20 protein-coding genes and 1 riboswitch are annotated in these 21,120 nt (G+C 73.7%); of the genes, 14 read left to right on the plus strand and 6 right to left on the minus strand.

Annotation, left to right across the window (positions count from 1 at the left end):
• Positions 1 to 93: 93 nt before the first annotated feature.
• From ACFQ79_RS29035 to ACFQ79_RS29050, 4 genes are all read right to left on the minus strand, one after another.
• A complete protein-coding gene (locus ACFQ79_RS29035; protein ID WP_383589011.1) occupies positions 94 to 579 on the minus strand; it encodes a hypothetical protein in 486 nt (161 codons plus the stop codon).
• The gene (locus ACFQ79_RS29040; protein ID WP_383589013.1) at positions 576 to 1,232 is read right to left on the minus strand and encodes an RNA polymerase sigma factor; all 657 of its coding nucleotides are present in this window, start codon (positions 1,230 to 1,232) and stop codon (positions 576 to 578) included. Before ACFQ79_RS29040 ends, ACFQ79_RS29035 begins: the two co-directional genes overlap by 4 nt.
• 93 nt (positions 1,233 to 1,325) lie before the next feature.
• The gene (locus ACFQ79_RS29045) at positions 1,326 to 1,793 is read right to left on the minus strand and encodes a hypothetical protein (protein WP_383589015.1); all 468 of its coding nucleotides are present in this window, start codon (positions 1,791 to 1,793) and stop codon (positions 1,326 to 1,328) included.
• A gap of 279 nt (positions 1,794 to 2,072) precedes the next feature.
• Positions 2,073 to 3,269, minus strand: coding sequence for a helix-turn-helix domain-containing protein (locus ACFQ79_RS29050; protein ID WP_383589017.1), 1,197 nt, complete (start codon positions 3,267 to 3,269; stop codon positions 2,073 to 2,075).
• Positions 3,270 to 3,388: 119 nt separating this feature from the next.
• Between ACFQ79_RS29050 and ACFQ79_RS29055 the strand changes: the two genes are divergently transcribed.
• The 6 genes from ACFQ79_RS29055 to ACFQ79_RS29080 all read left to right on the plus strand — a co-directional run bounded on the left by ACFQ79_RS29055 (position 3,389) and on the right by ACFQ79_RS29080 (position 8,149).
• Positions 3,389 to 4,285, plus strand: a complete 897-nt coding sequence (locus ACFQ79_RS29055) for an alpha/beta hydrolase (RefSeq protein WP_383589018.1) — start codon at positions 3,389 to 3,391, stop codon at positions 4,283 to 4,285.
• An 80-nt stretch (positions 4,286 to 4,365) separates the two neighbouring features.
• A complete protein-coding gene (locus ACFQ79_RS29060) occupies positions 4,366 to 5,646 on the plus strand; it encodes a serine hydrolase domain-containing protein (protein WP_383589020.1) in 1,281 nt (426 codons plus the stop codon).
• 79 nt (positions 5,647 to 5,725) lie between these two features.
• On the plus strand, positions 5,726 to 6,148 hold the full coding sequence (locus ACFQ79_RS29065; protein WP_383589022.1) for a PPOX class F420-dependent oxidoreductase: 423 nt from the start codon (positions 5,726 to 5,728) through the stop codon (positions 6,146 to 6,148).
• 137 nt (positions 6,149 to 6,285) lie between these two features.
• The gene (locus ACFQ79_RS29070; protein ID WP_383589024.1) at positions 6,286 to 7,020 is read left to right on the plus strand and encodes a DUF2625 domain-containing protein; all 735 of its coding nucleotides are present in this window, start codon (positions 6,286 to 6,288) and stop codon (positions 7,018 to 7,020) included.
• Complete coding sequence (locus ACFQ79_RS29075; RefSeq protein WP_383589026.1) at positions 7,017 to 7,544, plus strand: GNAT family N-acetyltransferase; 528 nt, start codon at positions 7,017 to 7,019, stop codon at positions 7,542 to 7,544. The genes ACFQ79_RS29070 and ACFQ79_RS29075 overlap by 4 nt, the downstream gene beginning before the upstream one ends.
• A gap of 116 nt (positions 7,545 to 7,660) precedes the next feature.
• On the plus strand, positions 7,661 to 8,149 hold the full coding sequence (locus ACFQ79_RS29080; protein WP_383589028.1) for a hypothetical protein: 489 nt from the start codon (positions 7,661 to 7,663) through the stop codon (positions 8,147 to 8,149).
• Here the strand turns inward: ACFQ79_RS29080 and ACFQ79_RS29085 are convergent.
• Complete coding sequence (locus tag ACFQ79_RS29085; RefSeq protein WP_383589030.1) at positions 8,139 to 10,757, minus strand: YfhO family protein; 2,619 nt, start codon at positions 10,755 to 10,757, stop codon at positions 8,139 to 8,141. The genes ACFQ79_RS29080 and ACFQ79_RS29085 overlap by 11 nt on opposite strands.
• A 126-nt stretch (positions 10,758 to 10,883) precedes the next feature.
• Between ACFQ79_RS29085 and ACFQ79_RS29090 the strand changes: the two genes are divergently transcribed.
• From ACFQ79_RS29090 to ACFQ79_RS29100, 3 genes are all read left to right on the plus strand, one after another.
• Positions 10,884 to 11,915, plus strand: coding sequence for a glycosyltransferase family 2 protein (locus ACFQ79_RS29090; protein WP_383589032.1), 1,032 nt, complete (start codon positions 10,884 to 10,886; stop codon positions 11,913 to 11,915).
• Between the two features lie 80 nt (positions 11,916 to 11,995).
• Positions 11,996 to 12,640: a SurA N-terminal domain-containing protein gene (locus ACFQ79_RS29095; protein ID WP_383589034.1), complete on the plus strand. Its 645-nt coding sequence runs from the start codon at positions 11,996 to 11,998 to the stop codon at positions 12,638 to 12,640.
• 19 nt (positions 12,641 to 12,659) lie between these two features.
• Complete coding sequence (locus tag ACFQ79_RS29100) at positions 12,660 to 13,625, plus strand: nucleoside triphosphate pyrophosphohydrolase (protein WP_383589036.1); 966 nt, start codon at positions 12,660 to 12,662, stop codon at positions 13,623 to 13,625.
• A gap of 199 nt (positions 13,626 to 13,824) precedes the next feature.
• Here ACFQ79_RS29100 and ACFQ79_RS29105 read toward each other — a convergent pair whose 3' ends face one another.
• Entirely contained in the window at positions 13,825 to 15,024 is a 1,200-nt protein-coding gene (locus ACFQ79_RS29105; protein WP_383589038.1) for a globin domain-containing protein, read from the minus strand.
• Positions 15,025 to 15,120: 96 nt separating this feature from the next.
• Between ACFQ79_RS29105 and ACFQ79_RS29110 the strand changes: the two genes are divergently transcribed.
• The 5 genes from ACFQ79_RS29110 to ACFQ79_RS29130 all read left to right on the plus strand — a co-directional run bounded on the left by ACFQ79_RS29110 (position 15,121) and on the right by ACFQ79_RS29130 (position 21,100).
• Positions 15,121 to 16,428 carry a cytochrome P450 gene (locus ACFQ79_RS29110; protein WP_383589040.1) on the plus strand — a complete coding sequence of 436 codons (1,308 nt, stop codon included), beginning with the start codon at positions 15,121 to 15,123 and terminating at the stop codon, positions 16,426 to 16,428.
• 150 nt (positions 16,429 to 16,578) lie between these two features.
• Complete coding sequence (locus ACFQ79_RS29115; RefSeq protein WP_383589042.1) at positions 16,579 to 17,694, plus strand: transglycosylase family protein; 1,116 nt, start codon at positions 16,579 to 16,581, stop codon at positions 17,692 to 17,694.
• A 258-nt stretch (positions 17,695 to 17,952) separates the two neighbouring features.
• Positions 17,953 to 18,126, plus strand: a riboswitch (cyclic di-AMP (ydaO/yuaA leader).
• Between the two features lie 3 nt (positions 18,127 to 18,129).
• A complete protein-coding gene (locus ACFQ79_RS29120; protein ID WP_383589044.1) occupies positions 18,130 to 18,855 on the plus strand; it encodes a transglycosylase family protein in 726 nt (241 codons plus the stop codon).
• A 369-nt stretch (positions 18,856 to 19,224) separates the two neighbouring features.
• On the plus strand, positions 19,225 to 20,511 hold the full coding sequence (eno, locus tag ACFQ79_RS29125) for a phosphopyruvate hydratase (protein WP_015034101.1): 1,287 nt from the start codon (positions 19,225 to 19,227) through the stop codon (positions 20,509 to 20,511).
• Positions 20,512 to 20,629: 118 nt separating this feature from the next.
• The gene (locus ACFQ79_RS29130; RefSeq protein WP_266966475.1) at positions 20,630 to 21,100 is read left to right on the plus strand and encodes a septum formation initiator family protein; all 471 of its coding nucleotides are present in this window, start codon (positions 20,630 to 20,632) and stop codon (positions 21,098 to 21,100) included.
• Positions 21,101 to 21,120 lie beyond the last annotated feature (20 nt).

The raw sequence follows: 21,120 nt of genomic DNA on the forward strand, positions 1-21,120 counted from the left end.
GCCCCCACCCCCGCCCCCACCCCCCGGGCGGGCCGGCCCCCCCCCCCCCCGGGGCGCCCCCCCCCTTCCCGCATGCCGGGCCCGACGCGCCGGCTACGGCCGGCCCGCGGGCTTCGGGTCCGCCGGAGGCTCCGCCCCGGGCTTCGGAACGGCACCCGGAACGGCACCCGGCTTCGGAACGGCCCCCGGCTTCGGACCGCCTCCGGACGGCCGCACCGCCCCCGGCTCAGGTTCCGGTGCCGCGCCCGGCCCGGTGACCGACGGCGCCACCGGCGAGGGGGTGGGCGTGACGGGGGACGTGCTGACGTCCGGAGGCCGGGCGGGCGGCGCCGGGGCGGGGGAGACCGTGCCGGCGGGCACCAGGAGGAGCAGGTAAGCGGCCGCCACGGCCGCCGCGGCGGCGACGGTCCCCAGCGACGCGAAGGCGACTCCGCGCACCCGCCGCAGTCCCCAGCTCCGCCCCTCGGGAGGCTCGTCACGGCGCAGGTCCCGGTAGGTGACGAGGGCCGCGCGCGCGGCGAGCGCGGCCCGCAGCCGCTCCTCGGTGACGGTGAGGGGGTCCTCGGCACGCGGCCTCATCGGCCCGCCTCCAGCTTCTTCTCCAGGGCGTCGAGCGCGCGGCTCGCGGTCGACTTCACCGTGCCGCGCGAGAGCCCGAGCGTCTGCGCGATCTGCGCCTCGGTCAGCTCCGACCAGTAGCGCAGGACGAGGACCTCGCGCTGGCGCCGGGTCAGCCGCGCGAGCGCGTCGAGCACGTGCCGGTGCTCCTCGGCGAGCAGCAGCCCCTCGTCGACGGGCGGCTCGGACACCGGGTGGGGTGGGGTGTACGCGCGCGCGGTGCGGCGCCTGCGCAGCACGGAACGGGCGGCGTTGACCACGGCGGTGTGCAGGTACGCGCCCGGATCCTGGAGCCCGCGCAGGGAGGTGCCGTACGTCCGGCACACGGCGGCGAAAGCGTCCTGGACGACGTCCTCGGCGGTGTGCAGGTCGTCGACGAGGAACAGCGCGAGCCGCACCATGTCGAGCCGCCGGGCCCGGTACAGCTCGGTGAGGGTGGGCGGCGGCCCCTGGTCCTCCGGGGCGTCCACCGCACGCAGATGCCTTCCCCGTACGGCCCCGGGGGCGTCGCCGACCCGGGTCCGGGTCCGGGGCATACGGGCGAGCAGCCGGGCCCACCAGGGCGACGGCCGGTCCGGGTGTCCGGGTACGGGCATGGCGTACGACAACTGCACGGTCCTCGATCCGTTGCGGGGCGGAGGGGGTGGCCCGGCCGGACCTGCGCAAGCCCGGCCGGGCCACCCGCTCCTCGGTGCTACCGCGCGCTGCTACTTCTGGACGCGGGGCGCGGCACCGGCCGGAGCCGGGGCGGGCGCGGGGGCGGCCGTCGGCTTGACCGCCTGGGCCGGGGCGGGGCGAGCGCCTTGGTCGACGGCGGGCGCGGGCGCGGGTGCGGGCGTGGGTGCGACGGCAGGGCCGGGCTTGCCGGGCGAGACGACCTTCGGGGCGACGCCCGGGGCCGGGGCGGCGACGGGCTTGACCGCCGGGGCGGGCGTGCCGGGCGCGGCGGCCTTCGGAACGGCCTTCGGGGCGACGGCCGGCGCGGGGGCGGCCGCCGGAGCCGCCGGGGCCGCGTTCGGGACCGAGACCTTCGGTGCGGCCGGCGCGGGCTGCGGACCGGAGTCGGCGATGGCCTGCGCGACGAAGCCGCCGCCACCGAGGAGGAGCGCGGCACCGGTGACGACGCCCAGGATGCGGGGGCGGGGGCGGAAGTTCCGCTTGGCGTGGCTGGACATGGGGTTCTCCCGAGAAAGGGACGGACACGGTCGGGTGGATCGGTGTGAAGGGCGCCTTCACACCACCAGACGTGCGTCACCGGGCGAGGTTGCGACCGAGCTCGAGAAAGTTTCCGGGGCGGTGCGGGGCGGGGAGGGGAGGGGAAGGGGCGGGGAGGGGCAGGGACGGCCCGCTCCGTACGCCGACCCGGGCCCCGCTCCGTACGCCGACCCGGGCCCCGATTCGGGCGCGCCCCCGGACCCGTACGCCGGTCCCGGGGCCCGATCCGCCGGACAGCCCTAGTCGCCCAGCAGGCGCCATGCCGTCAGGGCCACGCGTGCCCGGGTCAGGCCGGTCGGGGTGGTGAGGTCCACGGACAGGGCTCTGCCGATCAGGTCGATGCGGCGGGCCACGCTGCTGTGGTGCAGGTGCAGCAGGTCGGCGGCCCGGCGCAGCGACCCCGCCGCGCAGTACGCCTCCAGCGTGTCCAGCGTGTCCGCGGTCTCGCGGGCCTCGCGGGCTTCCCGAGTCTCGCGGGCCTCGCGGGTCTCCCGAGTCTCCCGGGCCTCGCGGGTCTCCCGAGTCTCCCGGGCCTCGCGAGTCTCCCGGCTTTCACGGGTCTCCCGAGTCTCCCGGGTCTCTTCCGCGGGCTTCGCCGGGTCCCCGGCCACCCGGACGAGCGCCGCGACGTCGGGGTTGCCGCGCAGCACCTCCCTCGGCACCTCCGCGAGCAGCGCCAGCGCGCCCAACTCCGCGTGGTCGAGGACGGGTTCACGCGCGGTGGTGAGACGCAGGGCGGTGCGGGCCTCCCGCCACGCCAGGTCGGGCCCGTCCGCCGCGCCGATCCCCGCGCGCACGCCCGAGGGGAACCGGGTCCGGTCCACGGCCGAGGCCAGGATCACGCCGACCCCGCCGATCCGCGCCGCCTTCACGGGCCGGCCGGGGCAGACGGCTCCGCCCACCCGGTCGAGCGGCAGTCGCGGCGACCGTACGGCGGCCACCCGGACCGGCGCCCCGGCGGCGAACCCGAGGAGCCGCAGCGCCCGCGCGCGGGCCGCCTCGTCGGTCTCGGCACTGATGACCAGCTCGACGAGCGCGGGGTCCGCCATGGTCGTACGGGCCGGACCGTACCGTTCGACGGCCCCCGCCACGGCGAGGGCCAGCCGGTCGAGCAGCACCTCGTCGAGCGGGCCGGCCGGGCCGGACCGCTCCAGCCACACCGTGCCGATCTCCTCCTCGTCGAGGACGACCGGGACCGTACCGGACGCGGGCCCCGCCGGGCCGGGGGCCTCGCGGCCGTCGGGCGCTACGCGGATCGTCCGCCCGGTGCCGTGGAGTCCGACGCCGGTGACGCACTCGGCGAGACCGGCCGAGGCCCTGGCGAGCGCGGGAAGGTCCACGCGCCTGCGCATCAGGGTGTCGTAGAACGCGACGATGCGGAGCGCGCCGTCGACGTACGGATCGAGTCCAGACAGCCGTACGGCCAAAGCCTCCATGCCAGCAGGATAGGAGGAGGGGTGCGCGGGCCGCGGGCGCCGATCGGCGCGCGATCGGCCCCCGATGCCCGACGGACGGCGGACGACCCGGCGAGGGCGGCTCCCCGAGGATGACCGTCATGGACCCCGAACTCGAAGCCTTCGTACCGTTCTTCCCCCGCACCGACCTCACCGACCCGGTCGCCGCGCGGGAGAGCTTCGCCCGACTGGCCGCCGCCGTACCGGCCCCCGACACCACGGACATGGAGGTCGAGGACCGCACGGTTCCCGCCGACCCGCCCGTGCCAGTACGGGTCTACCGCCCGCACGGGGCCCGGGGCGCCGTCGTCTGGCTGCACGGCGGCGGTTTCCTCATGGGCGACCTGGACACCGAACACCCGTGGGCCGGCCGGATCGCGGCCTCCTCCGGCGCGGTGGTGGTCTCGGTGGGCTACCGGCTCGCCCCCGAACACCCCCACCCGGCCGCCCTGGACGACGCGTACGCCGTGCTGGAGTGGGCCGTGGGCCACGCCGCCGAACTCGGCGTCGAGCCGGACCGCATCGCGATCGGCGGCCACAGCGCCGGCGCCAACCTCGCCGCCGCGGTGACCCTGCGGGCCCGCGACCGGCAGGGGCCGCCGATCCGCTTCCAACTGCTCAACCAGCCGGGGCTCGACGACCGGCAGGACTCGTGGTCGGCGGTGAACTTCACCGACACGCCGTGGTTCTACCGGGCGAAGGGCCTGGCCTCGTGGCAGCACTACCTGGGCGGTGGCCCCGCGACCCCGTACGCGGCCCCGGCCCGTGCCGAGGACCTGACCGGCCTGCCGCCGGCCTACCTCGCCACCGCCGAGTTCGACCCGAACCGCGACGAGGGCCTCGCGTACGGGCTGCGCCTGCTCCAGGCGGGGGTGTCGGTCGAGATCCACCAGTGGCCGGGCACCTTCCACGGTTCGCAGGCGCTGCTCTCCGCCGAGGTCTCGCAGCGGCAGAACGCCGAGCTCGGCGCCGTCCTGCGGCGGGCCCTGGCCGGATGAGGCCTCCGGGACGAAGCCTGCCGGACGGGCCGCACCACCCGCATCCTCCCGTCGCGCCCGACCGAAGGAGTACGTACGCCGTGGAACGCCGATCGAAGATCCGTCTCTCCCTGATCGCGGGTGTGGCCGCGCTCACCGCCTGCGTCGGCACGGTGGCGGCCGCCCCCGCCCCGTACACGAAGACGCACACGAAGACGCACACGACGCCGGCCGGGAGGACGGCCGGGACGCCCGCCGGGACGCCCGCCGGGACGGCGGTGGCGAACCGCGTCGAGCCCGCACGGCTGCGCGCCGCCATGGAAGCCGTCCACCGGGCGGGCGTCCCCGGCGTGTTCGGCGAGGTGCGGGACGCCGGCCGGACCTGGCGCGGGGCCTCCGGGGTCGCCGACCTCGCCACCGGACGGCCCGTGAGCCCCGACATGCGCCAGCGCGTCGGCAGCATCACCAAGACCTTCACCGCCGCGGCCGTCATGCAGCAGGTCGAGCGGGGCCGGATCCGGCTCGACGCGCCCGTCGGCGGCTATCTGCCCGACCTCGTGCCGGGGGAGCGCGGCAGGAGGATCACGGTCCGGATGCTCCTCAACAACACGAGCGGCATCCCCGACTACATCCCGTACGCCTTCCCCTCCCTCCAGCGGAACTCGCCCGCCAGCCTGGACGACAACCGGTTCCGCGAGTTCCGGCCGGCCGAGCTGATCGCGCTGGGACTCGCGGCGCCGCCCGCGGGCGAGCCCGGCGGCCCCACAGGCGTCTACTCCAACACCAACTGGCTGCTGCTCGGCCGACTCCTGGAACGGGTGACCGGCACCACCGCCGAGCGCTACATCACCCGTCACGTCATCGACCGCGCGGGGCTGCGGCACACCGGGTTCCCGGACGGGCCGACGATCGACGGGCCGCACGCGCGCATGTACGAGTCCCTGTGGGGCCTGCTCGAACCCCCGCGCGACTACAGCGTCTACAACATGTCGTGGACGGGCACGGGGGCCGCCCTCGTCTCCACCATGGACGACCTCAACCGCTTCTACGCGCGGCTGCTCGACGGCGGGATCGTCAGCCGGTCGTCCCTGGCGCAGATGCAGCGCACGGTCCCGGTCCGCGCCCTGGACGGGACGATGATCGAGTACGGCCTCGGGCTGCACAAGGTCGTCCTCCCCGGCTGCGGCACCTTCTGGGGCCACGACGGCACGGTCTGGGGAGCCGGCACGATCTCCCTGACCCGGGCGGACGGCGGCCGCCAGATGTCGATCGCGGTCAACCTCCAGCGCTGGAACCCCCGGAGCACGGAGGAGACCCCGCCGCCCCACCCCGTCGACACCGCCCTGAAGACGCTCTACGACCACTCCCTCTGCGGCGCGTAGCCCGCGTACGGCGGAGGGCCACCGGGCCGCGCCGGGTATTCCGGTGCGTCCCTCCGGGCGCCCGCATAACCTCCTCGGCATGTCCCTTGAGATGAACGACGCCGTACGCGGCCTGCTCGACGCCCCCCACATGGGCGTGCTCGCCACTCTCAACCCCGACGGAGGCCCGCAGAGTTCGGTGGTGTGGGTCAGCCGCGACGGCGGCGAGCTGCTGATCTCCACCACGCAAGGCCGGCGCAAGGCCCTGAACATGGTCAGGGACCCGCGCGTCGGCCTGACGGTCTTCGACCCCGCCGACCCCGACCGCTACGTCGAGATACGCGGCACGGCCACCGTCACCGAGGACACCGGCAGGGCGGTGGCCGTCCGCATCGCCGAGGAGTACCTCGGCCCGGGCGGCGGCAAGGAGTACGCGGAGGCCCCGGCGGAACAGGTCCGCGTGGTCGTCCGCATCACACCGACCAGGATCCTCGGCAGCGCCACCAGGGTCGCTCGGACATAGCAGGCTCCCGCCGACGGGCCCGCCGACGGGGCTGTCGACAGGTCCGCCGACAGGGCCGCTGACAGGGCCGCCGACGGGGATCCGCCGCGAGCGGCCCGGAGGGCCGGTCGCACCCGCGGGCGTGCGAGCATGCCCCGGTGCGTGAACTGAGTGAGTTGATCGAGGTCGAGGACCCGGCGTGGCCGGTCCTCGGCGAGAAGCTGCGGGCCGCGCCCGTACCCGTCGAGCTGCTGACCGCCGACGCGACGCGGGGCGCGGCCGCGCTGCTGCGGACGCAGGTGACCGTGCGGTCGTTCCTGGGGGCGTTCGTCTTCCACAGCGGTGGGGCGTTCGTCGACGACGGCTGGCTCCGGGTGTACGGCAGCCCGGCCGCCGGCAACGACCGGCGGCTGCCGTCGCTCGCCCAGGTCAACGGCTTCCCCGCGGACGCCGCGGCCGATCCGGGATGGCGGCCCGACGCCGGGCTCGTCGTGGCCCACGACGTACTCGGCGGGGTGTTCGTCCTCCAGGGCGGGCCCGCCGACCAGGTCGGGCTGCCGGGGCAGCCCGGCGAGATGGTGTACTTCGCGCCGGACTCGCTGAGCTGGGACGCGCTGGGCGCCGGATACGGGGCCTGGCTGGCGTGGATGCTGTCCGGCGGCACGGAGGAGTTCTACGCGGGTCTGCGCTGGCCCGGCTGGCAGGACGAGGTCCGCCGGCTGGACGGCGACCGGGGGCTCACCCTCTACCCGCCGCTGTGGTCGGCGGAGGCGCACCGGGACCTGGCCGGGACCAGCCGCCGTGTCGTGACGATGGCGGAGCTCCTGGAGTTCGAGCGGGAGACGAGCGTGGGGCTCGACGAGCGCGACCCCGGCTTCCTGGGGAACGTATGACCGCGGGGGAGCGGAGCGGGGTGACCGCGCGTACGGTACGGACCTCCCGCCTCGACCTCGTCCCGCTCGCCGTCGCGCACGCCGAGGAGATGGCGGGCGTCCTCGCCGACCCCGCCCTGCACACCTTCATCGGCGGCGCCCCGCTCGCCCTGCCCGAACTGCGCGCCCGGTACGAGCGGTTGGCGGCCGGCTCGCCGGATCCTGCGACGGTCTGGGGCAACTGGGCGGTCCGCCTCCGCGCCGAGGACCGGCTGACCGGGACCGTGCAGGCGACGGTCACGGAGGGCGGACGGGTCGCGGAGGTCGCGTGGGTGATCGGCACGGAGTGGCAGGGCAGGGGCTTCGCGCGGGAGGCTGCCGAGGGCCTGGTCACCCTGCTCGTGGAGCACGGCGCGCGCACGATCGTCGCCCACGTCCACCCGGACCACACGGCGTCGGCGTCCGTCGCCGCGGCGGCCGGCCTCACCCCCACGGACCGGCTGGAGGACGGCGAGGTCAGGTGGGAGCGGCGGGTGTCCGGCTGACAGGCCCGACCGGCCTTCCTCAACTCTTCCTCAGAGAAGTCGAATTGCCGTCCGAGGTCTTCGGGGCGTGATCTAACGTCGCTGTTCGAGACCGTTCGACCAGGGGGAGACCGCAGATGACCGGAACGCGCACGTATCTGTTGACGGGGGCCGTGCTCGGGCTTCTCTCGATCGGCGCCGTCGGGTGCACCGGGTCGGGTTCCGTCCCGGCCGCCGCCCCGCCCGCCTCGGCCACCGCGTCCGCACCCACGAGCCGCGGTACGGCGGCGGCCGCCGCGCAGGAGAAGCGCGTCAAGGACGTCCTGGACACGATCTCCCTGGACGCTGCCGAGTTCGTGGAGTCCGGGATCGAGCGGGCGGAGGGCGGAGTGCACCACCGCTCCCGGCTCACGAAGGGGGCCGTCTACCAGCTGGCCGTCGTCTGCGCCGGCGAAGGCGCGGTCGTGCCCGTCGTCGGCGGCGAGGAGACCCCGGCCGTGCCCTGCGACGGCGTTCCCGTGACGCACCGGATCCCGAGCGCACCCGCCGAACTCCCCCTCGCCGTCGAGGGCCGGGCCGGTGCCTCCGGTGCGGTGGGCTGGCGCATCGTCGCGGTCACGGGCTGAGCGGGGCCGGCCCCTCCGCCCTCCGGCGGGCCCTTGCGCCCAGCCACAGGGTCGCGGCGAGCAGCAGCGTGCCCGCCGCGCCCGCCGCGAGCCCCGCCCGCAGGCCCGGCGGGCGGAAGTCGCAGGTCAACGTCGTCGTGCCCGGACGGACGTCGAGGGCGAGCAGGCCGCCGTACGCACCGGCCTTCCCGCCCTCGCACCGCCAGCCGGCGATCCTCGGCGCGGCCACCACGGCCGTGCCCGTCACGCCCGGCTGCAGCGTGGCCGTCAGGCCGTCGTCGCGGACGTCGATCCACGTCGCCGCCCGGGTGCGGAGCCGCGCCACGGCCGCGCGCAGGCGGTCGTGGTCCAGGCAGCCGATCTCGGCACTCCCGCCGGGCGGGACCTGGGGCTTCGCCCCCTCCCGCCGCTGGACGCCCAGGGACGTCAGCGCCGCCAGTCGCTTCGGCCGGCCGCCGAGCAGCCGTGTCTCGTACGTGCCGAGGCGGGCCGTGCCCGTGGCGTCCGGGGCCCAGAGGAAGACCTCCGTGCCGACCCGGCACGCGCCGCCCGCCCGTGGAGCCTCGTACACCCGCGTGCCCAGCAGGAGTTCCTGGTTGCGGAAGGGGGACCTGCCGTACGCCGGGGCCGGGCCCGGCGGCCGTACCGTCACCAGCGGCAGCGGCGGTGCCGACGGCTCCGCGCGGACCACCTGCCCGTCCCGCCACCGCGCCCCCACCCCGAACAGCGCGTCCGTCACGGGGTTGTCCAGGCTCAGCAGGTTCCGGCCCCGGGAGGTCCAGCCGCCGCCCAGCGCGGTCAGCGTCTCCGTCAGGACCGCCGGGGTGTGGCTGCTGTAGTACGCGGCGCCCTGGCCGCCCAGGAGCAGCGGATCGTTGCCCGCGACCCGGGGCAGACCCGCGTCCGTGCGGTACGCGGGCCAGCCGTCCGCCTCCGCCAGGGCGTCCGCCCGCCGCCGCTGCTCGGCGCCCCACGGCGGGTAGTCGTCGAGCCGGACCAGCCGTTCCCGGTCGGCGTACGCCGTCGTCGCCGCCGCCTGGCCGACCACGGTGCCGACGACCAGGAGCGCGGCGAGCAGCCCGTACCGGCCCCGGCGCGGGAGCAGCAGCGCACCCGCCACCGCCACCAGGCCGACGGCCGTGAGGACGAGCGCCCAGGACGTGAGGAAGGGGCTGGGGAGCGAGCCGAGGGACAGGGCCGCGACCACCGCCGTCCCGCCGAGCAGGGCGCGGCGGTCCGGGAGGCCGTGGGCGAAGCCGGTCCACGCGGCGAGGACGAGGACGCCGGAGAGGACGAAGGTCTGGCGGTACGGGCTGCCGTTCGGCGTGGCGAACGCGTGCCACAGGAGGTGCGTCGGGCCCCACTGCATCGAGGCCAGGACCGCCACGCACAGGCCCGCCCACAGCCACCGCTCCCGGCCGGGGATCTCACGGCGGAACAGCAGTGCGGCGACGAGCAGCAGCACCGCCGTGGAGACGAAGGCCGCCGGGGTCGAGAAGCTGTACGTCACGGGGAGCAGCCGGGCGAGGACGTCGGTGGCGGGCGCCGGGTCGAACTCCCGCACCAGGCCCGGGTGGGCGTGCCGCGAACCGAGGAAGACGGGGACGAGGACGGGCGCCGCGAGGGCGATCCCGATCCCCGTCGTCAGCCCGGCCCGCAGCAGCGTACGGACGGCGTGGAGGCGCGCGCCGGTGCCGAGGAGCGTGCCCGTGCGGAGGCGCGCGCCGGTGTCGCCGGCACCGCGGCCCGCCCCGTCACCGCCATCGGTAGCGTCACCGCCATCGGTAGCGTCACCGGAGACCTCCCCCCGCGCCGAGCCCGCCGTGGAGCCCTTCGCCGAGTCCCTCGCCGAGCCCGCCGCCGAGCCCGTCGTCCCGGGCCGCACCGCCAGGAGCCGCACCACCAGGACGAGCGCCGCCCCGATCGTCGCCATGTACGCCGTGTAGAAGTTCGCCACCCAGCAGACCGCGACCACCAGCGGCCCGAGCAGCGGCCGTCTGCCCTCCCGTACCCACTCGCCCACCAGGCAGAGCAGCGGGAACGCGATCAGGCCGTCCAGCCACATCGGGTTGTACGTGCCCTCCGCCAGCGACCAGCCGCAGAGCGCGTACGAGGCGCCGAGGACCGACGCCCACCACCAGGTGCCGGGGCCGAGGCGGCGCAGCAGGTACGTCATGGCCGCCGCCGCGACCGCCGTCTTCAGGACGGTGATCGCGTACACCGCGTACTCGATGTCCCCGCGCGGGAAGAGCGCGACCAGCGGCGCGAAGGGGCTCGACACATAGGTGCCGTAGTCGGGGAGGAAGCTGGTGCCCCAGCCCGCCTGCCAGTCGAGCAGCGGACCGCCGTCCGCCCGGCCCCGCAGCAGATCCCACAGGTGCGCGTGGAACGGCACGAACTGGTTCGCGAGGTCGTTGACGGCCCGGTGGCGCGGCCCGAAGGGGAAGACCCGGGCCACGGCGTCGCCGCCGCAGACGGCGAGCACGGTGAGCAGCCCGGCGAGGAACAGGGAGCGTGGGCCCTCGGCCGTGAGCCGGGTCGCGGTGCCCACGGTGGTGGGCGCGAGGGCGGGCGGCGTGGTGCCCCGCGTTCGAGTGGCGTTCGGCATGACCCGTCGAATATGCCAGCGTCCGACCGGGAAAGTCCTTTCCCCACGACCCAGTTCACGCAATGGTCGTCTGGGCGCCATCCATGGGGACCGGCCGGGACACCGGGCTCCGTTGTCGTGGTCGGCGTGCTGCTCTCGATCGTCGTCCCGTGCTTCAACGAGGAAGACGTCCTCGCCCGTTTCCACGACCACGTGACCAGAGAACTCGCCAAGCTGGACGGCGAGTTCGAGATCGTCTACGTCGACGACGGAAGCCGGGACGGGACGCTCCCGCTCCTCCAGGAGCTCGCCGCGCGCGACTCCCACCACGTCCGGTACGTCTCCTTCAGCCGGAACTTCGGCAAGGAGGCGGCGATGCTGGCCGGCCTCCGCGACGCCGCAGGCGACGCCGTCGTGATCATGGATGCCGACCTCCAGCATCCGCCCGAGCTGGTGCACCGCATGGTCGCGCTGCACTCCGAGGGGTACGACCAGGTCGTCGCCCGCCGTACCCGCGAGGGCGACCGCGTCACCCGCACCCTGACCGCCCGCCTCTACTACTGGGCGATCAACCGGCTCGTGGACGTCGAGCTCGTCGACGGCGTCGGGGACTTCCGGCTCCTCTCCCGCCGTACCGTCGACGCGGTCCTCGGCCTCGGCGAGTACAACCGCTTCTCCAAGGGCCTCTTCTCCTGGGTCGGCTTCCGGACGACGACGTTCTCGTACGAGAACGCCGTCCGCGAAGAGGGCCGCTCCAAGTGGACCTTCGGCAAGCTCCTCAACTACGGCCTCGACGGACTCCTGTCCTTCAACAACAAGCCGCTCAGGGCCGCCGTCCACCTCGGTTTCCTGCTCGTCCTCGTCGCCCTCGGCTACGCGGCCTGGATCGTCGGAGACGCGCTGGTCAACGGCGTCGACACTCCCGGCTACGTGACCCTTCTCGTCGCCGTCACCGCCCTCGCCGGCGTGCAGATGGTGATGGTCGGACTGATCGGCGAGTACGTCGGCCGCATCTACTACGAGGTCAAGCGGCGGCCGCACTACCTGGTCAAGGAGACCCACGAGGGGGCGTCCGAAGGGACGTACGAAGGGGCGCGCGAGGGGGTGGACACGGGACCGGTACCGGCCGACACCCGGCGTGCCGGTGAGTCGTTGTGGGAAACAGTCGCACCGAAGTAGTGGCTCCGGCCCGGGCGACTCCCTAACATCGATCACCGCAAGGTCGTTCAACTGACGCACGACCAGCCCGGGAGGCTCCTTTGCACCGCCGCACTGCGCTCACCGTCTCCGCCGCACTGCTCGCCGCGGCCCCGCTGCTCACCGCCTGCGGCAGTGACGCCCACCCAGGAGCGGCGGCCGTCGTCGGCGGCGAACGGATCGACGTCTCCAGCCTGCAGGCACAGGTGCAGGACGTGCGCGCCGCCCAGGAGCGCTCCCCGCAGGCCGCCCAGCTCGTCCAGGCCACCGGTGACCTGCCCCGCCGCAAGCTCAACGTCATGATCTTCGACCGGGTCGTCGACAAGGTCGCCGCGGACAACGGCGTCGGTGTCACCCGCGCCGAGCTCCAGGAGACCAGGACCGCCTTCGTCCGCGAGAGCGGCGGCGCGGACCGGCTCGCCGACGTCCTCCTCCAGGAGCAGGGCGTGGCGCCCGGCCAGATCGACGACGTCGTCCGCCGCAACGTCCTCATGAACAAGATCGCCGCCAAGCTGGGCGTCACGGACACCCCCGAGGGCCAGCGGAAGCTGACGGAGGTCTTCTCCGCCGCCTCCAAGGACCTCGACATCGACGTGAACCCGCGCTACGGCGCCTGGGACGACGCCCAGGTCAGGCTCGGCGACACCACCGCCCCCTGGCTGCGGCAGATCAGCCAGGACCCGGGCGCCGTCCCGGCCGGTGCGTGAGGCGGAGTAAGTTCAAGGGGTGACATCTGAGAGCCCCGGCCGCATCGTTCTGCTCACCGCCAGCCACCGCGTGGCACCCGGACTGCTGTCCTGGCCCGCCTGGCAGGCGCTGGGCGCCGCGGACCGGGTGCTCTGCCCCGACGAGCGCCATCCCCAGCTGCCCTACCTGCGGGAGGCCGGGGTCGCCGTCGAGCACCTCCGGCCCACCGCCGAGGAACTCGTCGAGGCGTGCGCCGGAGGCCGTACGGTCCTGCTGCTCCCCTCGGGCGAGGGCGACCGGGCGCTGACCGACGGCCTCGCCCGGCTCGCCGGCTCGGGCCGCTTCTCGATGCCCGACCTGGAGCTGCTGCCCGGCTCGTACGACCTGCCCGGCGCCCGGCTCCTCGACCTCGTGCAGATCATGGACCGCATCCGGCGTGAATGCCCGTGGTCCTCGCGGCAGACGCACAAGGAGCTCGTCAAGTACGGCATCGAGGAGGCGTACGAGCTCGTCGAGGCGATCGAGGACGGCGACCGGGACGCGCTGCGCGAGGAGCTCGGAGACGTCCTCCTGCAGGTGATCTTCCACGCCCGGATCGCCGAGGAGGACCCGGAGAATCCCTTCTCCCTGGACGACGTCGCCGGCGACCTCGCCGAGAAGCTGATCCACCGGCACCCGCACGTGTTCGGGGACGCGACGGCAGAGACGCCGGAGGAGGTACGGGCCCACTGGCTGCGTACCAAGGCGGTCGAGAAGCAGCGGGAGTCCGTGACGGACGGCGTGCCGCTGGGTCAGCCGGGGCTCGCGCTCGCCGCGAAGCTCGGCGGGCGGGCGCGCGTGGCGGGTCTCGACGTGGCCCTTCCGGCGGAGCGGGGCATCGGTTACGACCTGCTCGCCCTGGCGGTCCGCGCGGAGTCGGAGGGCGTGGACCCGGAGGCGGCGCTGCGCGCGGCGGCCCGGACGTACCGGGAGGCGATCCGCGCGGCGGAGGGTGTGAAGGCGTAGCCGTTCGCGGCGTGCGCGTGCGCGTGCGCGTGCGCGGCAGGGCTGAGGCGGCGGCGCGGGCGCGGGCTCAGGCGCGGCTGGGCTCAGCTCGGGCGCACGGCTCGGGCTCGGGCGTGGGCGCAGGCGTGGGCGTGGGCGTGAGCGCAGGCTCGGGCGTGGGCTCAGGCGCGGACGCCGGCTCGGGCGGCGGTGGCAGGCGTCACGGCTCGCGCGGCACCCGGGCCCCCGGGTTGTGCCAGAGCGGGGGCGGCGGGCCCAGGAGGCGTTCCGCCGCGGTGTTCGGGCGGGCGGTGAAGCGGCCCACGGGCTGCAGGGTGTCGTGGTGGATCCGGTCCGGGTCGGTGCCCAGCTCCACCAGCACCTCCGCGACCTCGGTCAGGAAGCCGGGCGGGCCGGCGAGGTAGACGTCGTGCGAGGGCCAGTGGACACAGGCCCGCAGTGCCTGGAGGAGCCGTTCGGTCGCCTGGTCCTTGCGGTGGCCGGGGGCCGAGGTGATGTAGGTGACGCTGAGTCCGCTGAGACGTTTCTTCAGTCGCTCCGCGTCCCGCCGGCCGTACAGGTATTCCTTCGCGCGCGCCACCACGAACAGCCGGCCCTTCAGTTCCGGCTCGGCCTCCGCCGCCTCGGAGAGGAGCGCCTTCACCGGCGCCCAGCCCGTACCGGCGCCTATATAGGTACGGAGTCCGCCCGGCTCCGTGCACGCGGTGAGGCCGCCGCCGGGCGCGCTCAGCCGCAGCGTCTCGCCCGGACCCGTCCCGTCGACGAGGGCCGTGCTCATCGCGCCGCCCGGGATCCGGCTCACATGGAGTTCGACCGTGCCGTCGGGGCGGGGCGCGTCCGCGAGGGAGTAGGTGCGCCAGACGCGCGGGACGCGCAGCGAGCTGACGCTGACGTACTGCCCGGGGAGGAAGGGGAAGGGCTGCCGCGGCCGCAGGGTGAGGACGGCCAGGTCCTCGCCGAACCGCTCGTGCCGGACGACGTCCGCGTCCCACCAGGCCGGCTCCCCGGCCCCGGCCGCCTCCTCGGCGCCCGCCAGCATCAGATCGGCGACGTGCCCGTACGCCTCGGTCCAGGCCTTCTCGGCCTCCTGGCTCCAGGCCGCCCCGGCGGCGTGCGCGAAGGCGGCGAGCAGACTCGACCCGACGGCGGCGTAGAGCGCGGGGGAGGCGAGGAACTTGCGGTGGTCGCGGCCCAGCTGCCCCAGGTACGCGGCGAGCCCCGGGGACTCCAGATGGGTCACCACATGGGTGAGCGCGGCGAAGAGCCGGTCCCGCTGGGGCTGCATGTCCTCGGGGAACAGCTCGCGCATGGCCGGGTTGTTCCAGAAAAGATGCGAGTAGAAGAAGGTGACGGCGTGTTCGGCCCGTCTCTCGACGACCGCGAACGTGCTTCTGAGCATCTGAGGATCCACTGACAAGAATCTAGGGCACCACCCCCTTCTTGATCACAGGATCCGACAGACCTCGCCTTCCGGACCGCCCTGTACGGTCGGGGAGTGAGCACCACCCCCGGAACCGGCCCCGCCTCCTGCCCCGCGTCGTCCCCCGCCCCCGAGCTCTTCACCTGGGAGTTCGCGAGCGATCCGTATCCCGCGTACGCCTGGCTCCGCGAGCACGCGCCCGTGCACCGGACGACGCTGCCCAGCGGGGTGGAGGCCTGGCTGGTGACGCGGTACGGGGACGCCCGGCAGGCCCTCGCCGACCAGCGGCTCTCCAAGAACCCCGCGCACCACGACGAGTCCCCGCACGCCAAGGGGAAGACGGGCATCCCGGGCGAGCGCAAGGCCGAGCTGATGACACATCTGCTCAACATCGACCCGCCGGACCACACCCGGCTGCGGCGACTCGTCTCGAAGGCCTTCACCCCGCGCCGGGTCGCCGAGTTCACCCCGCGCGTGCAGGAGCTGACCGACCGGCTCATCGACGCCTTCGTGGAGAAGGGGAGCGCGGACCTCATCCACGAGTTCGCCTTCCCGCTCCCCATCTACGCGATCTGCGACCTGCTCGGCGTGCCCGAGGAGGACCAGGACGACTTCCGCGACTGGGCCGGGATGATGATCCGGCACGGCGGCGGCCCGCGCGGCGGGGTCGCGCGGTCGGTGAAGAAGATGCGCGGCTATCTCGCCGAGCTGATCCACCGCAAGCGCGAGGAGCCCGGGGACGACCTCATCTCGGGCCTCATCAAGGCCTCCGACCACGGCGAGCACCTCACCGAGAACGAGGCCGCCGCCATGGCCTTCATCCTGCTCTTCGCCGGCTTCGAGACGACCGTCAACCTCATCGGCAACGGCATGTACCAGCTCCTGCGCCACCCCGAGCAGCGCGAGCTGCTCCAGGCGTCGGTCGCGGCGGGGGAGACCGGGCTCCTGGAGACCGGGATCGAGGAGCTGCTGCGGTACGACGGGCCGGTGGAGATGGCCACCTGGCGGTACGCGACCGAGCCGCTGACCATCGGCGGACAGGACATCCCGGCGGGCGACCCCGTCCTCGTGGTGCTCGCCGCCGCGGACCGTGACCCGGAGCGGTTCGACGGGCCGGACACCCTGGACCTCGCCCGGCGCGACAACCAGCACCTCGGGTACGGGCACGGCATCCACTACTGCCTCGGCGCGCCGCTCGCGCGGCTCGAGGGACAGACCGCGCTCGCCACCCTGCTGACTCGGCTTCCGGACCTGCGACTTGCCGCCGATCCCGAGGAACTGCGGTGGCGCGGAGGGCTCATCATGCGCGGATTGCGCACGCTTCCGGTGGAGTTCTCCCCTTCCGTACGACCTCCACGAAGTGACGGTTCATCAGAACTGTGATCTTCACGTGATCGCGGGTGCATCGACTTGTGATGAGCGTTCGAATAGGGCTACCTTCCCGGTCAGCTCGGTTCGTCAACGTGGTTGAGTAATTCGGCCATGTCCGGCAACTCGGGTCGTCCACACAGTCGTCACGCGAAAGGCGCTCCTATGCGTTCCGGGAACGGACGTCACCGTCGCCCCCGTCAGGCCCCCGCAATCGTCGTCGCCGCGGGCGTGACCGGCTCCGCCATGGCGCTGCCGCTGCTCGCCACCGGGTCCGCCTCCGCCGCCGACGCCGCCACCTGGGACCGCGTCGCCGAGTGCGAGTCCGGCGGCCAGTGGAGCGCCAACTTCGGCAACGGCATGTACGGCGGGCTCCAGTTCACCCAGGACAGCTGGGAGCGGAACGGCGGCCTGACGTACGCGCCCAGCCCCGACCTGGCCAGCCGCGCCCAGCAGATCGCGGTGGCCGAGAAGGCCCTTGCCAAGGGGTCCACCGAGTGGGCCACCTGCGCGCCGATCGCCGGCCTCACGAACGACGGCACCTCGCCCGGCGTGGATCCCGGCCCCGCGAGCGTCCCCAAGGCCCCCACGGGCCCGGTTCCCGAGTCGAACTGGACCACCGGTCTTCCCGGGACCTCCGAGGGGTCCTCGTCGGACGCGAAGGAGTCCAAGGCGTCCAAGGACGCGAAGAAGGCCACGGAGTCGGCTTCGCCCACCGCACCCGCCACTCCCGTCTCGCCGACCGCTCCCGTGACGCCGACCACCCCGGCGAGCCCCTCCGTGTCGACCGACCCGAGCCACCCGACGGTGCCCACCACGCCGGTCACGCCCGATGAGTCCGTTACGCCGGTTACGCCCGGTACGCCCACTGCGCCGGGAGCCACCACGCCCGGCGGGCCGACGGACGACGTGTCGCCGGCCACTCCCGGAACCGGGAAGCACCGGGGTGACGCCGCTCCGGAGGAAACCGGCAAGTCGGACAGTTCAACCGAATCAGGTAGACATGCTTCATCGGGTAACAAGCTGACCGAAAACCCCCTGGAGAAGTCCCCGGCTGACGCTTCGAAGGAATCGGACGCAACGGACAGTCAGGGCAAGTCGGGCGCCTATCTCGTGCAGCCGGGCGACAATCTGTCCGACATCGCACAGGAGAACGAACTCCCCGGAGGCTGGACCGCCCTCTACGACGCCAACCGGCAGACCGTGGGCGTCGATCCGGACCTCATCCTCCCTGGTCAGGCCCTCGACCTGACGGCGGGTTCGACCGCGTCGGCGGAGTAGTTCAGGGTCATATGTCCGGTTCTGGGCAAGTGAGACATGGGTCTCTTCGCCCCAACTGGCGTGTCACGCCCGCAAACTCCGCTTCCGTCGCGTCTCACCTGCACAAACAACCCCCGCCGGAAGGCAAGTAGGGGCGATATTTCCGCAATGCGCCTCTTTGAACTTCCGGTGGGTCTGTGTCTACGGTCGTCACCGCTCGCCACCGCGGGCCCCGTCGACCGAAACGCCGAATCCTGCCGTCGGCCGATGGGAACAGTCGTCGCGCAAGCGCCGAAGGCAGGAGTGGGGGACCCAAGGTAAGTGCCGGTCCCGGCCGTTGAGACAGACGGCCGGCGAACGGCTTGGGGTGAAGCCGCGTGCTAGGACACGCGGCCGGGCAACTTTCCGGCCCGAACCCGACAGCTCACCTCACAGGCGTCGGTGAGGAGAATCTCCATGCTGTTTTCCGGTAAGGGCAAACACCGCCGTCCGTCCAAGGCCACCCAGGTCGTCACGCTCGTCGGCGTCACCGGTGTCGCCGTCGCCGCCCCGCTGATGACCGCGGGCACCGCCTCGGCCGCCACGGTCTCCGAGTGGGACACCGTCGCCGCGTGCGAGTCCGGCGGCAACTGGTCCATCAACACGGGCAACGGCTACTACGGCGGCCTGCAGTTCTCCGCCTCCACCTGGGCCGCGTACGGCGGCACCGCCTACGCCGCGACCGCCAACCAGGCGTCGAAGTCCCAGCAGATCGCCATCGCCGAGAAGGTCCTCGCGGGCCAGGGCAAGGGCGCCTGGCCGTCCTGCGGCGTGGGCCTCTCGGGCGCCTCGCCGAACACCGGCGCCGCCGAGAGCGCGCCGCAGCAGAGCACCCAGCAGCCGCAGCAGGAGCGGAAGGCCGAGCAGCCGACCACCCGCAGCGAGCAGCGCCAGGCCCCGAAGAAGGCCGCGCAGCAGCAGGCCGCTCCGCAGGCCGCCGCGAAGAAGACCGTCACCACCCCGACCGGCAAGAAGGTCAAGAAGGGTGACGGCGAGTACAAGGTCGCGGCCGGCGACACCCTCAGCAAGATCGCCCAGGCGCACGGCGTCAAGGGCGGCTGGGCCAAGCTCTTCGAGCTGAACAAGGACGTCGTCGAGGACGCCGACCTGATCTACCCGGGCCAGCAGCTTCACCTGAAGTGAGCCCGGCGGCTCGCGTGAGTCCGGCGGCTCACGCGGCCCCTCCGACCCTCCCGCGGTGACCACCCCGGCCCGACGCGCCCATCCCCCGTGCGCGTCGGACCGGGGTTCCCCCGTTTCCGGAGGGCGTACGGAGGGACCGGCGGAGGTACTGAGGGGGAGGGCCCGCAGGAACAGCGGACCGCCCACACGGTTACCGGCCGGTAGATCTGAGGCCCTTCGTCCCGACATGCCTGCCCTTGGGTCCTTTTTCGTCCCAGGGGGCGGGCGCCCGGCTGGCCGGAGCCCCCGAGCCGGTTAGGCTCTTGTCGCAAGGCCAAGCGACCCTGCACCGACCTTGCGTCACATCCAGCGTCACATCCCAAAAAGGAGATGCTCGTGCCGTCCATCGACGTCGTCGTAGCCCGGGAAATCCTGGACTCCCGAGGCAACCCCACGGTCGAGGTCGAGGTCGGCCTCGACGACGGCAGCACCGGTCGTGCTGCTGTTCCGTCCGGCGCCTCCACCGGTGCGTTCGAGGCCATCGAGCTTCGCGACGGTGACCCGAACCGCTACCTGGGCAAGGGTGTCGAGAAGGCCGTCCTCGCCGTCATCGAGCAGATCGGCCCGGAGCTCGTCGGCTACGACGCCACCGAGCAGCGCCTGATCGACCAGGCCATGTTCGACCTGGACGCCACCGAGAACAAGGGCTCCCTCGGCGCCAACGCCATCCTCGGCGTCTCCCTCGCCGTCGCGCACGCCGCGTCCGAGGCCTCGGACCTCCCGCTCTTCCGCTACCTCGGCGGCCCGAACGCGCACCTGCTGCCCGTTCCGATGATGAACATCCTCAACGGTGGGTCGCACGCCGACTCCAACGTCGACATCCAGGAGTTCATGATCGCCCCGATCGGCGCGGAGTCCTTCTCCGAGGCCCTCCGCTGGGGCGCCGAGATCTACCACACCCTCAAGGCCGTGCTGAAGCGCAAGGGCCTCTCCACCGGCCTCGGCGACGAGGGCGGCTTCGCGCCGAACCTCGAGTCGAACCGCGCCGCCCTCGACCTCATCGTCGAGGCCATCAAGGAGGCCGGCTACACCCCCGGCTCCGACGTCGCGCTCGCCCTCGACGTGGCCGCGTCCGAGTTCTACAAGGACGGCAAGTACGAGTTCGAGGGCAAGTCCCGCTCGGCCGCCGAGATGACCGAGTACTACGAGGAGCTCGTCTCCGCGTACCCGATGGTCTCCATCGAGGACCCGCTGTACGAGGACGACTGGGCCGGCTGGAAGGTCCTCACCGACAAGCTGGGCACCAAGGTCCAGATCGTCGGCGACGACCTCTTCGTCACCAACCCGGAGCGCCTGGCCCGCGGCATCGAGGAGGGCACCGCGAACGCCCTCCTGGTCAAGGTCAACCAGATCGGCTCGCTGACCGAGACCCTCGACGCCGTCGAGCTCGCCCAGCGCAACGGCTTCAAGTGCATGATGTCCCACCGCTCCGGCGAGACCGAGGACGTCACCATCGCCGACCTCGCGGTCGCCGTGAACTGCGGCCAGATCAAGACCGGCGCCCCGGCCCGCTCGGACCGCGTCGCCAAGTACAACCAGCTGCTGCGCATCGAGGAGATCCTCGACGACGCCGCGGTCTACGCCGGCCGCAGCGCCTTCCCGCGCTTCAAGGGCTGATCACCCCGCACGGCTGATCGACGGCTGAGCCCCTCCGCAGGGCGGCTTCCGTACGTCCCCGTACTCGGTCCCGTACCGTGTGCGGGGACGTCCGCGTGAACAGGGGAGGCGACACGACATGGCCGCGAAGGACCGGGACCGGTTCTCCACCGCGACCCGGATCAGACTGCTCGGCGAGCAGACCGCCGCCCGTGTCTACCGCTCCCAGACCCGCCGCCAGGCCCGCCGCTCCCGGCTCACCGGCCGCGCGGCCTTCCTCGCCCTGGTCGTCTGCTCCCTCGTCGTGGCGCTCGCCTACCCGATGCGGAGCTACGTCTCCCAGCAGGGCGAGATCGCCGAACAGGAGCGCAGGGCCGCCGACGCCGCCCGCCGGGTCGAGGAACTCAGGGACGAGAAGGCCCGCCTCCAGGACCCGGCCTACGTCCGCCGCCTCGCCCGCGAGCACCTCCACTACGTGCTTCCCGGCGAGACCGGCTTCACCGTGAACGACCCCGACGCGGAGCAACGGCCCCGCGGCGACCAGGGAGCGGCGGACCGCCCCTGGTACGACAACCTCTGGGACGGCGTCGACCACGCCGACCGCCCCTGACCCCTCCTCCGCACCAGACG

The sequence above is a fragment of the Streptomyces sp. NPDC056480 genome, assembly GCF_042795405.1.
Lineage (GTDB): Bacteria > Actinomycetota > Actinomycetes > Streptomycetales > Streptomycetaceae > Streptomyces.